The sequence below is a fragment of the Actinocrinis puniceicyclus genome, assembly GCF_018283645.1.
Lineage (GTDB): Bacteria > Actinomycetota > Actinomycetes > Streptomycetales > Catenulisporaceae > Actinocrinis > Actinocrinis puniceicyclus.
The window spans coordinates 1-12,223 of sequence record NZ_JAGSXH010000077.1; the positions used below are offsets into that span (position 1 = coordinate 1).

13 protein-coding genes are annotated in these 12,223 nt (G+C 71.4%); 4 read left to right on the forward strand and 9 right to left on the reverse strand.

The features are described from left to right. Positions 1 to 324: 324 nt before the first annotated feature. The gene (locus KGA66_RS19715) at positions 325 to 942 is read right to left on the reverse strand and encodes a histidine phosphatase family protein (protein WP_211469645.1); all 618 of its coding nucleotides are present in this window, start codon (positions 940 to 942) and stop codon (positions 325 to 327) included. Between the two features lie 45 nt (positions 943 to 987). On the opposite strand from KGA66_RS19715, the gene KGA66_RS19720 reads away from it, so the two are divergent. Continuing rightward, positions 988 to 1,668 (forward strand): class I SAM-dependent methyltransferase, encoded by a 681-nt coding sequence (locus KGA66_RS19720; RefSeq protein ID WP_369015913.1) that lies wholly within the window; start codon positions 988 to 990, stop codon positions 1,666 to 1,668. 51 nt (positions 1,669 to 1,719) lie between these two features. Here KGA66_RS19720 and KGA66_RS19725 read toward each other — a convergent pair whose 3' ends face one another. From KGA66_RS19725 to KGA66_RS19735, 3 genes are all read right to left on the reverse strand, one after another. Beyond that, a complete protein-coding gene (locus tag KGA66_RS19725; RefSeq protein WP_211469646.1) occupies positions 1,720 to 2,565 on the reverse strand; it encodes an SAM-dependent methyltransferase in 846 nt (281 codons plus the stop codon). A gap of 215 nt (positions 2,566 to 2,780) precedes the next feature. Next, positions 2,781 to 3,020: a DUF397 domain-containing protein gene (locus KGA66_RS19730; protein WP_211469647.1), complete on the reverse strand. Its 240-nt coding sequence runs from the start codon at positions 3,018 to 3,020 to the stop codon at positions 2,781 to 2,783. A gap of 767 nt (positions 3,021 to 3,787) precedes the next feature. Then, complete coding sequence (locus KGA66_RS19735; RefSeq protein ID WP_211469648.1) at positions 3,788 to 4,249, reverse strand: ATP-binding protein; 462 nt, start codon at positions 4,247 to 4,249, stop codon at positions 3,788 to 3,790. Between the two features lie 428 nt (positions 4,250 to 4,677). On the opposite strand from KGA66_RS19735, the gene KGA66_RS19740 reads away from it, so the two are divergent. Continuing rightward, the gene (locus KGA66_RS19740; RefSeq protein WP_211469649.1) at positions 4,678 to 5,532 is read left to right on the forward strand and encodes a Sco1979 family transcriptional regulator; all 855 of its coding nucleotides are present in this window, start codon (positions 4,678 to 4,680) and stop codon (positions 5,530 to 5,532) included. Between the two features lie 89 nt (positions 5,533 to 5,621). On the opposite strand, the gene KGA66_RS19745 is transcribed toward KGA66_RS19740, so the two are convergent. From KGA66_RS19745 to KGA66_RS19760, 4 genes are all read right to left on the reverse strand, one after another. After that, positions 5,622 to 6,704, reverse strand: a complete 1,083-nt coding sequence (locus tag KGA66_RS19745) for a prenyltransferase (RefSeq protein ID WP_211469650.1) — start codon at positions 6,702 to 6,704, stop codon at positions 5,622 to 5,624. Continuing rightward, positions 6,701 to 7,414 (reverse strand): class I SAM-dependent methyltransferase, encoded by a 714-nt coding sequence (locus KGA66_RS19750; protein ID WP_211469651.1) that lies wholly within the window; start codon positions 7,412 to 7,414, stop codon positions 6,701 to 6,703. Before KGA66_RS19750 ends, KGA66_RS19745 begins: the two co-directional genes overlap by 4 nt. Next, complete coding sequence (locus KGA66_RS19755) at positions 7,408 to 8,823, reverse strand: glycosyltransferase family 4 protein (protein ID WP_211469652.1); 1,416 nt, start codon at positions 8,821 to 8,823, stop codon at positions 7,408 to 7,410. The genes KGA66_RS19750 and KGA66_RS19755 overlap by 7 nt, the downstream gene beginning before the upstream one ends. Before the next feature lie 327 nt (positions 8,824 to 9,150). Further along, positions 9,151 to 9,600 (reverse strand): MarR family winged helix-turn-helix transcriptional regulator, encoded by a 450-nt coding sequence (locus KGA66_RS19760; RefSeq protein WP_211469653.1) that lies wholly within the window; start codon positions 9,598 to 9,600, stop codon positions 9,151 to 9,153. Positions 9,601 to 9,768: 168 nt separating this feature from the next. Here KGA66_RS19760 and KGA66_RS19765 point away from each other — a divergent pair, with 168 nt between their 5' ends. Both KGA66_RS19765 and KGA66_RS19770 read left to right on the forward strand, forming a co-directional pair. Further along, positions 9,769 to 10,845, forward strand: coding sequence for a Zn-dependent alcohol dehydrogenase (locus tag KGA66_RS19765; RefSeq protein ID WP_211469654.1), 1,077 nt, complete (start codon positions 9,769 to 9,771; stop codon positions 10,843 to 10,845). A 71-nt stretch (positions 10,846 to 10,916) separates the two neighbouring features. Beyond that, positions 10,917 to 11,468 (forward strand): hypothetical protein, encoded by a 552-nt coding sequence (locus tag KGA66_RS19770; protein ID WP_211469655.1) that lies wholly within the window; start codon positions 10,917 to 10,919, stop codon positions 11,466 to 11,468. Here the strand turns inward: KGA66_RS19770 and mug are convergent, their stop codons facing one another. Continuing rightward, positions 11,469 to 12,035 (reverse strand): G/U mismatch-specific DNA glycosylase, encoded by a 567-nt coding sequence (mug, locus tag KGA66_RS19775; protein WP_369015914.1) that lies wholly within the window; start codon positions 12,033 to 12,035, stop codon positions 11,469 to 11,471. Positions 12,036 to 12,223: the final 188 nt, after the last annotated feature.

Here is a 12,223-nt window from a genome sequence, read left to right on the forward strand (position 1 = left end):
CCCGCCATGTTCGAAGGCGGAATCGCCCTGGTCAGCACCCGTATCTGGCTCCAATCCCTCTGCCCGGGATGATCAACGCGAAGCCAAGAATTATCAAGCACTGGTCACATTTCAAAACACGGCCTAGTGTCCCGCGCCGGAAATCCGCCGTGAAAATCGGCCCCCGCATCCCGCCTGGCCGCGTTGCCGGAACGCCCACAGACGACCCACTGCGTTGATTGAGCACCGCGAGGGTGTTCCGGCGCCTTGCCAGTCGGGCGCGGATGACCGGACGTGCGCAGCCAGGTCGAGCAGAGTCATGCGACGGATTTCCGGCGCGGGACACTAGGCGCACGTGTCCTGATTCCACAGCGAGATCCCCGGACGCGCGTGTTCGAACCCGAGTGCGCACAGGGCGGCCGTGCCGAGCAGGAAGTACGCCCCCGCGCGGGCCGGAAGGCCGAGCCAGCGCGCGGCCAGGACGCGCAGCAGGTGCCCGTGCGCCACCAGCACCACGTCCCCGTCGACCGCGCCCGGCGCGTCCGGCTGCACCAGGGGTCTGACGCGCGCGATCACCCGGTCGCAGCGCTCGCCCACCTGCTCCACCGTCTCTCCGGGGAAGGCGCCGGGACGGCCGGGTACCACGCCGTCGTCCCAGAGGTACCAGCCGGGCCGCTCGGCCTGGATCTCGGCGGTGGTGCGCCCCTCGTAGCCGCCGTAGTCCCACTCCCACAGATCCGGGTCCGTGCCCTGAACCGACAGCCCGGCCAACTGCGCGGTGCGCCGCGCCCGCAGAGCCGGGCTGGTCCAGGCGGCGGCGATCTTGCGCCCGGACAGCGCCTCGCCCGCGGTGAGCGCCCGCGCCTCGCCCTCGGCGGTCAGCGGCACGTCGGTACGCCCGGTGTGCCGCCCCTCCTTCGACCACTGCGTCTGTCCATGCCGAAGCAGGATGATCTCTCCCATACAGCCACGCTAGCGCGCCCTGGCAGGATGGGCCGCATGAATCAGATGAACGGCAACGCCGCCGATGCTGCGCCCGCCGATGCTGCGCCCGGCGAAGAGATCGACCCGCGGGTGTGGGCGGCTTTCCAGGAGGCGACCGGGTTCATGCCGCAGCACGAGGCGCGCGCCCTCTACGCCGCCGCACTCGACGGGGCGCGGATCGGGCCGCTGGTCGAGATCGGCACATATCTGGGCAAATCCGCGATTCTGCTGGCCGCGGCGGCCCGGGCGCGTGGACGCACCTTGCTGACCGTCGACCACCACCGTGGCTCGGAAGAGCACCAGCCTGGCTGGGAGTACCACGACCCGGCGCTGGTGGATCCTGAACTCGGCCTGCTCGACACGCTGCCCGGGGCACGCCGGGCGCTGGCGCGCGCCGGCCTCGAACGCGACGTGATCATGATCGTCGGCCGCTCGCCGCAGGTGGCCGCGCTGTGGAGGTTGCCGCTCGGGTTCGTGTTCATCGACGGCGGGCACACCGACGAAGCCGCGCAGGCGGACTACGCGAGCTGGTCGCCGCTGGTCGCCGCGGGTGGGCTGCTGGCGATCCACGACGTGTTCCCGGACCCTGCCGACGGCGGTCAGGCCCCGTACCGGATCTACCTGTGTGCTCTGGAGTCCGGCCGCTTCGCCGAGGATCCGCGGCTGTCCGGTACCGGCTCGCTTCGGGTGCTGCGGCGATGCTGAGACGGCACTGACGCGCGCTGAGCCGGTGCTCGGCGAGGGCCGACAGCCCGGTCAGCGCTTGATGATGACGCCGCCGATAGCGGCTGTGCGCTCGGCCATGTCGGTCCCGGGGCCGGTTCCGTCCGGGTGCCAGTCGGTGATCGGCACCAGGCCGGGGTGGACGAACTCGTATCCGCTCACGAGTTCACGCACGTGCTCGGCGGTGCGCGGGGTCAACTCGATCTGGTCCTGCGCCAGGGTCCGGTCCAGGGCGTTGTTGACCTCCTCGGACTCGACCTCGATCACGTGGTAGAAGGCCGCCATGCTGCCCGGGGCCACCCGCCCCATGAGGTAGTCCAGCGCTCGCCGCGCGCGCCGTTCGCTGGCGATGAAGTCCAGCATCCCGAACAGCAGCAGTCCGATCGGCTCGTCGAAGTCGAGCTTGCCGGCCAGGCCGGGACGGGCGAGCACGTCCTGCGGCTCGCGGAAGTTGCCGCCGACGACGATGACCGGCGGACCCGGCCGCCCGACCAGCAGGGCCCTGGCATGGGCCAGCGAGATCGGGTCGTCGGCCACGTAGATGAACGTGCGGATGTCCGGCGCGCTGCGCCCGGCCGCCTGGTCGTTGCTGTTCGCGATGGTGATCGCGGCGCCCATCTGCAGGAACTGGCGGATGCCGTCCTGGGCCAGTTTGCGCACCGCGCGCCGGGTGAAGGACTCGGCCGCGCGCGCGGTGATGATGGTGTCCGGGCGCGCCTTGATCAGCGCCTCGGCGGCATCGCGGTCCGCCTTGAAATGGTCCTTGCCGCCGATCAGGTAGTTGTACATCCGGTTCGGGTGCGGGACCGAGGTGTCGATCTGCGGCGGCTCCCAGTCGGGCACCAGATCCTGGTCCCAGGGTGAGGGCCCTTCCGCCATTCCTGCAGCCTCCCCGATCCGTCTGCCGATCAGAACCGCTGCCTGCGGGTCGCGGCGGCGCTCGTTCTGGTTAGGGTACGCCGCGCGGCTCCGCCGTGGTACCTATATCGGCCATTTCGATGACCCGTGACGGCGCGGCGGCGGGTCCGGTCCCGGGTGGGGGGACCGGGAGCGGACCCGCCGCCGCATGTCAAGGCGTCCTGCCGGCGCGACGGTCAGACCAGGTCGTCGAACTCGCCGTCTTTGGCGCCCGCGAGCAGGGCGCTGATCTCAGCGCGGGTGTAAACCAGCGCCGGTCCCTGCGGGAACCTGGAGTTGCGCACGGCGACCGATCCGTCCGTGAGCTTCGCGAACTCGACGCAGTTGCCCTGCGAGTTGCTGTGGCTGCTCTTACGCCAGGTCACGCCGGCCAGCCGGTCGGCCGCGATGCCGTTGTGCGGGGCGGGAATGCTCATCTTGTCTGCTCCCGGATTTCAGGTTCCGCCTCGGCGGACCGTCGCCGGTCCGTCTTGGCGGCGGTGTGGGGGGAAGGAACGGCCGCCGGGGACTGGAACCGCCGCCGGTGCCGGTGCGCGTGCGCATCGGACCGCCGGACGGCTCAACGGTCGTCCCGTGCAGAAGATACTGCGGATGCGAGTGCTGATGCACGTGCATCGGCAAAAAACGCGAAATCTTGAGGGCCGCAGCCCCGGCGGGCCCTGGCGGGCGGCAGTAGGGGTCTGATTTGTCCCGGGAAGGCCGAAGTCTGTTGACCAGGGATTCGGCTCAAAAAGACTGAGCGAAGGCCACGATGTGTGAAAGTTTCACGGGCCCTGCGGCCGCCGTCCCGCGGATGCGCTCAACGCCGATGGTCTTTCAGCCGGCGGCCACGCACGGTGTCAATGAGGCTACAGACATCGGGTGTGAATGCGCGTCCGGCGGCGAGGAAATGCAAGCGGCGGCCGACGAGGCGGCGACTGAGCGGGTTTCCGGCGCGGGATACCAGGCCGGGGATGCACAGATCCGGGCGGCGCGCGGCGTGCGGCGCGCGTGAAGCGGCGACTGTGGCGCCTACGGCCCGCCGACAGGCATCAGTTCACTGCGGCGCGGGGTGGCGCGGGGTGGCGGTGGGGCAGTCAAACGGGTCTGGCGCAGCGGCGCCGACGAGCCCTGTCGTGCGGCGCAGCAGTCGGTCTCGCGGCAGCGCACACCGCGAGCACGGGCCGGTCGACCCGGTCCGGGATCAGCGTGCGTCGAAGCTGGCCCAGACGACCTTGCCGGAAGGCTCGTGCGACCACCCCCACGCGGCCGACAAGGCGTCGACCAGCAGCAGGCCGCGGCCTGACTCGGCGGTGTCCACGGCCTGCTCCGGGGCCGGCGGCAGCGCGCTGCCGTCGGCGACCCGGCAGATCAGGGTGCCGCCGTCGTATTCGAGGTCGAGCCTGATGCCCGCGTCCGCGGCGGCGCGCCGGTCCGCCCGGGCGTGCAGCAGCGCGTTCGTGATCAGCTCGGAGATCACCACGTCGACGTCGTCGGACAGGTCGGACAGGCGCCATTCGGCCAGCGCGGCGGTGGCGAAACACCTGGCCGCGCGCGCCGACTGCGGCGAGGCCGGCAGATCGAGGCTGGCGGTGCGCGGCGGTTCCGCGGCCCGGCTCTCGTCGGTGCGTGCGGGCTCAGACTTCACGGGTGTGGCTGTGGACATGTGGGCGTCCGTGGGGTCGAGGCGGATGAGGCGACGACTGTGCTGTTCGTGGCTGCCGTTTCCGGCTGTGTCGCTGTCGTTGCACGGTGTGGCGGTACTCCGTTCGCGTTCCGGTGGGTGCGGTACACGCTCGGCGTGAATCAGCATTCGCCCATTGTTCGGTTTTAGCAAGGGCCGATGCAACTGCAAACGTAGCGAGTGCTGATGCACATGCATCGTAGCGCCGTGTGACGGCTTGTCACGCCTTGTTGCCGAAGAGAACTTCAATTCTCCGGTCGGGGGTGGCAGACTGGCTCATCGCCGGATGCCGCGACGCCGCGTCCGCGACGCCGGGCGCGCCACCGCGCCCGCGCCCGCCAGCGGCGGGAATCAGGATTCGAGACGCCGCGCGGCAGCGCCGTACGGCACCCGATGGGGAGAGGGAGCGGATGGACGGAGTCGGCGACAGTTCGACGGTGCGCCGCATACTCCTCGGTTCCCTGCTGCGGCGGCTTCGCGAAGCCAAGAACATCTCGATGCGTGAGGCCGGGTACCACATCCGCGCCACCGAGTCGAAGATCAGCCGCCTGGAGACCGGGAAGGTCTCGTTCAAGGAGCGGGACGTCGACGACCTGCTCACGTTCTACGGCGTGACGGACGGCACGGAACGCGACCAGGTGCTCGAGCTGGTGCGCGAGGCCAACACGCTCGGATGGTGGCACAACTTCAGCGAGGTGCTGCCGTCCTGGTTCGAGGCGTACGTGGGGCTGGAGTCCGCGGCCTCGGTGGTGCGCTCCTACGAGCTGCAGTTCGTTCCCGGGCTGTTGCAGTGCCCCGAGTACGTCGACGCGGTGGTCTCCGCGAACCGGACGCAGACGCCGGCCGAGATCAAACGCCGCATCGAGCTGCGCCGCCGCAGGCAGGCCGCACTGGAGCGGGAGTCGGCCCCGGTCCTCTGGGTCGTGCTGGACGAGGCCGCGCTGCGCCGCCCGATCGGCGGGAAAGAGGTGATGCGGGCCCAGGTCGCCCATCTGATAGCGCAGGCACAGCGGCCGAACATCACCATCCAGCTGCTGCCGTACTCGGTCGGTGCGCACGCGGCCGAGGGCGGCGCGTTCACGCTGCTGCGTTTCGCCGAGGCCGACCTGCCCGACGTGGTCTACCTGGAGCACCTCACCGGCGCGCAGTACATCGAGCGCGCAGAGGACGTGGAGCAGTACGCGCGGGCGATGGACCGCATCTCCGTGGACGCGCTGCACCCGGAGGCGACGCTGGAGGCCCTGGAGAAGCTGCTGAATCCGTGATCCGACGTCCGCTCAGAGGACGGACTCGGCGGCCGGACCCGACGGCGAAATCAGCGGGCGAAGTCAGTGGGCGGACTCGGTAGGCGAACTCAGCGGGTGGACCCGCACGGCTCCGCGGCGCACTCCACCGGCAGCGGCGCGGGCAGGGCCTCGCCGCCGAACACCGTCCGGGTGGCCGGCTCGCCGCCGAGCGCGGCGAGCGCCAGCAGCAGCGACCCGGCCGTCCACGAGGTCTTCTCCTCGGGCCACACCGCCCGGTCGGCATAGACGTAACCGGTCCAGTACATGCCGTCAGCCTCGTCGCGCAGGTGCGCCCCGACGTCGGCCAGCACCGCGCGGGCCTGCGCCTCGCGTCCCAGCGCCCACAGCGCGATGGCCAGTTCGCTGCTCTCCCCGCCGGTGACCCACGGATGATCGTCCACGCAGCGCACCCCGAAGCCCGGCACGACGAACCGGTCCCAGCCCTCGTCGATGCGCCGGTGCCCGGCCCCGCCGCGCAGCACGGTGCCCAGCACCGGGTAGTACCAGTCCATCGAGTAGCGCTCCTTGGGCGCGAAGCGCTCCGGGTGCGCCGCGAGCGCGTGGCCGAGCCGGGAGAAGGCCAGTTCCCAGCCCGGCTGGTCCTCGCCGAGCGCGGTGGCCGCCGCGACGGCGCAGCGCAGCGCCTGGTACATCGAACTGCACCCGCTCAACAGGGCTTCGTCGCCGCCGGGCTGCCACCGGATCGCGCCGTCCGAACGCTGCTGCCGCAGCACGAACTCGATCGCGGCGGCGACGGTCGGCCACAGCTGCCGCAGCAGCCTGCGATCCGCGGTGGCCAGGTAGTGGTGATAGATCCCCACGGCGCAGTACGCGGTGAAGTTCGTCTCCAGGGTCCGGTCGGTGACCGCGGCAGCCGAGACGCCCTCGGGCGTGTCGGCGTAGCCGGCGTACCAGGACCCGTCGGAGTTCTGCGTCCGGGCGAGCCACAGGTACGCGCGCCGCGCCGCCTCGTGCTCCCCGGCCGCGTCCAGGGCCATCGCGGACTCGACGTGATCCCAGGGGTCGAGCTTGCCGCCGGCGAACCAGGGCACCGCGCCGTCGCGTCGTTGCAGGGCCTTGATCCCCGCGACGGTGCGGGCCGCGCGCGGCACGTCGAGCACGCCGGCGGCGGCCAGGTGCGCGGCCGTCATGCGCTCTTGACGGCGTAGACGACCAGGCTCTTGCCGAGTACCGGGTTGAGCAGCGCCTCGCTGACGCGGGTCAGCCTGGGCGCCTTCATGATGTCCCAGACCAGCATCTTGTGGTACAGCTGCACCGGCGCGGCCTGCGCGTTGTCCACACCGACCGCGCACTTGAGCCACCAGTACGGCGAGTGCAGTGCGTGCGCGTGGTGCACGGCATACGGGCGCAGCCGTTCGGAGCGCAGCCGGCTCAGCACCTGGCTGCGCTGGTAGATGCGGACGTGGCCGCCCTCGACCTCGTGGTAGGCGTCGGACAGCGCCCAGCAGACCTTCTCGGGGAACCAGCGCGGCACGGTCACCGCGATCCGGCCGCCCGGTTTCAGGACCCTGCGCAACTCGGCGAAGGCGCGCGTGTCGTCGTGCAGATGCTCCAGCACCTCGGCCGCGACGACCACGTCGAACGCGTTGTCGGGAAACGGAAGCCGGTAAGCGTCTCCGCGCACCGCGACCGCGCGCGCGTCCGCCGGCACCTCTCCCTCCAGCCGCATCGCCTCGAACATCGCGTCGACGGACTTGATCTCATCCATCGAATAATCGAGTGCGACGACCTCGGCGCCTTTGCGCAGCAGGGCGAAGGCGTGCCGGCCGCCGCCGCAGCCCAGGTCCAGCACCCGGTCGCCCGGTCCGACCGGGAAACGGTCGAAGTCGACGGTCAGCATGCTGCGGACCCTTCCTGTTCCAACGGTGCGAGCGGTGCGAGCGGCGCGAGCGCTTCGTTCAGCGCGGCCGCGGCGCCGGGTGCGGGCCCGAGTCCGGGTGCTGCGGTATTTCCGCGGGTCTGCTCGATCAGGGCTCGGTAGCGTTGCGCGGTCGCGGCTGCGGCGGCGCGCCAGGTGAAATTGCGCACGGCTCGCTCGCGGGCCGCCGCGGCCAGCCGCCCGCGCAACGCCTCGTCGCCCAGCAGCCGGGTCAGCGCCGCGGCCAGCGCGGGTGCGTCACCCGGCGGCACGGCCAGCGTCGTCTCGCCGTCGGCCCCGGCCACCTCGGGAATCGCGCCGCCGGTGGTGGAGACCAGCGCCAGTCCCACGGCCATCGCCTCGACCGCGGGCAGCGAGAAGCCCTCGTAGAGGGAGGGCACGCAGGCGACCTGAGCCGAGCGCAGCAGGGCGATCAGGTCGTCCTCGCTCAGCCCGGAGACGAAGCGAATGTAGGGCTCCAGCCCGTAGCGTTCGATCGCCTGCCTGACCGCGCCGCCCTCCTTCGCCGCGCCGACCACCACCAGTTGCGCGTGGTCGTGTTCGGCGCGCACCTTGGCGAACGCCTCGACCAGGACGGCCAGCCCCTTGAGCGGCGAGTCGGCGCTGGCCGTGGTGACGATGCGCCCGGGCACCTTCGGCACGGCCGGGTCGGGGCGGAAGCGCTCGACGTCGGTGCCGATCGGGATGGTGGTGATGCGCTGCGGCCGCACGCCCAGGTACTCGGTGATCTGCGCCGCCGAGGAGGCGGAGACGGTGATGATCTCCGGCAGCCGGCGCGCGACGCGGGCCTGCATGCGGGTGAACCCGTACCAGCGGCGCAGTGACACGCGCCGCACCCCGCTCGCCTCGGCCAACTCCAGGTCGCGGTCCACCTGGACCGGGTGGTGCACGGTGGCGAGCGTGGGCAGGCCCAGCCGCGGCAGCCTGAGCAGTCCGCTGCCCAGGCACTGGTTGTCGTGTACCACGTCGAACTCGCCGCGCCGCGAGGCCAGGTGGCGGGCGGCGCGCAGCGAGAAGGTGCGCGGCTCGGGGAAGCCGGCGGTCCACATCGTGGCCACCTCAAGCAGGTCGATCGAGTCGCGGTACTCGCCGGGCCGGGGCGTGCGGAACGGGTCCGGCTGCCGGTACAGATCGAGGCTCGGCAGCGGGGTGAACGCGACGCCCTCGTCGAGGATCGGGTACGGCTGGCCCGCCAGGACCTCGACCCGGTGGCCGAGGGCGGCCAGCTCGCGGGAGAGGTTCCGAATGTACACACCCTGGCCGCCGGAGTAGGGATTGCCCCGATAGCAGAGCAGCGCGACACGCAGCGGATCGCACGCGGCCTGCGTGTTCGTCTCGCCGCGGGCGCCGGACTGCCCGACCTGTTCCACGCCCGACTCCCTGAGTGCCGCCGCGAAAGGTGAATGTTACTACGGGCGGACCATGCTACCAGGCAGTAACAACGGTGCCGTGTGGCTGTACACGCGCGGCTGCTGCGCTGTGTCGTCCACGTGCGGCCGCGCCCAGCCTACGGGGTCGTCGTCGCCGTGCGCGCCGAACTGTGGCGATCGGGCCGGGGGCTTGCGATGAGGCGATCGCGCTGACGGGGTCGCGCTGAGGGGGTCGCGCTGAGGGTCTCGCATGAATCCGCAGGCGGCCGGCTGGCGCGGTCGCGTCGGTCTCGAACCGGACCGGCGCCCTCCCTCCGTCACCGAAAGCTATACCGGCACGTCCCGCCCGTCCGGTGTCGCAGCGTCCTGCTGGATACGCCGCAGCAGGTCGCGCAGCGTGCGCCGCTCCTGGTCGCTGAGCGCGGCCAGCGGTTCGGCGGCGAAATCCAGGTTCGCCCACACCTCGCCGCTCAGTCTGGTCCCGGCGCTGGTCGCCGCGACCAGTTTCACCCTCCGGTCGTTCGCGCTCGGCTCCCGGGTGACCAGGCCGCGCGCCGCCAGCCGGTCCACCAGCCCGGTGATGTTCGAGGGCTCGCACTTGAGCACCGCCGCGATCCGGTTCATCGGCACCGGTTCATCGGCGACCACGGTGAGCAGTTTGGCCTGCACAGCGGTCAAGTCGTGGGCCGCGGCGGCCGCTTCGTACTCCTCGTGGAACCTGGCCGACATGTCGGCTATCAGGTCCACCACCTCACGGGTCACCGGATCGCGCCGCATGTACACATGGTACCTGGATGGTTAACCAGATGAAATATCTCGGCAGGACAGGAACGGCTCACGCACCGGGCGTACCATCCGAGCGCCGGGTCTCGCCGGGTCTCGCCGGGTCTCGCCGGGTCTCGCCGGGTCTCGCCGGCCGGAGGAGGGCGGAGAAGGGTGGTAGGCATGCGGGCGATGCTGGTGCGGCGCAGCGGTCAGGATCCCGAGTTGCGCGCAGACGTGCGGACCAGGGCCGTCGGACCGGGCGACGTGCGGGTGCGGATCAGGGCGAGTGGGGTGTGCCACTCCGACCTGTCCGCGATCGACGGGGTGCTGCCGAACAAGCGGCCGTTCGTGCCGGGTCACGAGGGCGCGGGCGAGGTCGTCGAGGTCGGCGCGCAGGCGTCGGGGCTCGCGGTCGGCGACCACGTCGTCGTGTGCTGGGTTCCTCCGTGCGGGCACTGCGCAAACTGCCTGCGCGGCGAGGCGAATCTGTGCTCCGAGCTGTTCGCCGCGTCCGCGCTGACGGCGAACTTCACCGTCGACGGCGCGCCGCTCTACGGCGTCTTCGGGACGGGCACGTGGGCCGAGGAGGTGGTGCTGCCCTGGCAGAGCGCGGTGCCGGTGGACAAGGACGTGCCCTTCGACGTCGCGGCGCTGATCGGGTGCGCCGTGACCACCGGGGTCGGCGCCGTGTTGAACACCGCACGGGTCGAACCCGGATCGTCGGTCGCGGTCATCGGCTGCGGGGGAGTGGGCATCGCGGCGGTCCAGGGCGCTCGGCTGGCCGGCGCCGCCGACATCGTGGCGATCGACCCGAGCGCGGCCAAACGGGAACTCGTCGCGCGTTTCGGCGCCACCCGCGCGGTCGCGCCCGAGGACGCCCTCGCGGCGCGCGACGAGCTGACCGGGCGGCGCGGCTTCGACTACGTCTTCGAATGCGTCGGCCGCGGCGAGCTGGTACGTCAGGCCTATGACATGGCCAGGCGCGGCGGCGCCGTGGTGGTGATCGGGGCCGGCGGCCGCGCCGACATGGTCTCCCTCTCGATGGCAGAGCTCTTCTACGACGGCAAGCGCATCCTGTCCAGCTGGTACGGCGGCGCGGACGCACGTGTGGAGTACGGCCGCCTGGTGCGGTTGTGGCGCGCCGGGCGCCTCGACCTGGAGTCCATGATCACCGCTCGGCTGCCGCTCGAAAGTGTCGGCGATGCACTGGACCTGATGCGCTCGGGGGAGGGCATCCGTTCCGTCATCGAGTTCTGAGTAGGTGGCCCTCCGGCGCGCGCGGGTCGCTCGGACGGAATCCTCATCCGAGGCGGCGCTACAGTTCGCTCATGGCCTGGGGGACCCTCGTCGCCGCCGCCCTCGGCGCGGTGATCGGTATCGGATCGACTCTCGTGACCGATACCCTGCGCTCCCGGCGCGAACTCGATCAGCGGTGGTCCGACACCAAGCGCCTGGTCTATGTGCGGTTCCTGTCGGCATTGGCACGGGCACACAGCCGAATGGTCGTCGTGGCCTTCGGCGACCTGCCCGCTGACGAGCGTCGCCACGCGGTGCACCACGCGTTTCACGCCGACCCCCAGCACGCCGATGCGAAGTCGGTCCTGCGTGAACTGGGGATCACCGCCCCCAACCACGTGTACCGGCAGGGGCTCAAGGTTTACGGACTGCTGCGGGAGGTCCGCGAACTGCTGGCCCAGCCGGCGATCACGCTCGACTCGGAAGACTACGAACCGGTCATCGGGGCGTTCTTCGCTCAGCTCGAGTTTCTGCAGGAGTCCATGCGCGACGACCTCCAGCCGCGCGCCCGGACGGCCCGCCAACGCGCGCAGCGCGCCGAGGCCGATCGCCGCCCGCGAGATCGCCGCGTGCCGCCGCTCTGATCAGCCGCACGCGCAGTCACGCAGTTCCCGAAACGCATCGGCCAGCCTGGGTGTGGTCCACAGAGCATTGAGACCGCTGGGATTCGGCAGCACCCACACACGGCTGCCGGAAAGCGGCTCCGGCTGCGGGCCGACCCGCGCCTGCTTACGATCGAACGCGGTGCGGTACGCGCCGATGCCGAGGATCGCGACCCAGCGCGGCCGATACTCGGCGACCTTCGCCGCCAGGATCCGGCCGCCCTCCCGGAACTCCTCGGGCGCCAGCTCGTCCGCACGCGCGCTGGCCCGGGAGACCACGTTGGTCAACCCGAGGCCGTAGCGCGGCAGCTCCTCCTGCTCGTACGGGCCGAGCAGCCGCGGGGTGAATCCGGACGCGTGCAGCGCCGGCCAGAACCGGTTGCCGGGCCGCGCGAAGTGCTTGCCGATCGCCGCCGACCACAGGCCCGGGTTGATCCCGCAGAACAGCACTCGAAGATCGGTGGCGAGCACGTCGGGGATCGTCTCGTGCTGCGCCGCGGCCAGCTGCTGCGCGGTCGGCCGGACGCGCCGGGCGGGACCGTCCGGGATCGGTGCCCGCGCCGCGCGGACGAGAGGCTTCGTCGCAGTGACGTCCGCTGCGTCCGCGGCGGCGTCCGCCGCTCGTGCTTCATCCGCCGCTCGGGCTTGCGCCCCTAATTCTTCCGCCGCTCGTGCTTCTTCCGTGGGCCGGCGCTGCGTCGTCACCCGGCCATCCTTCCATCGCGTGGCGGCACGCT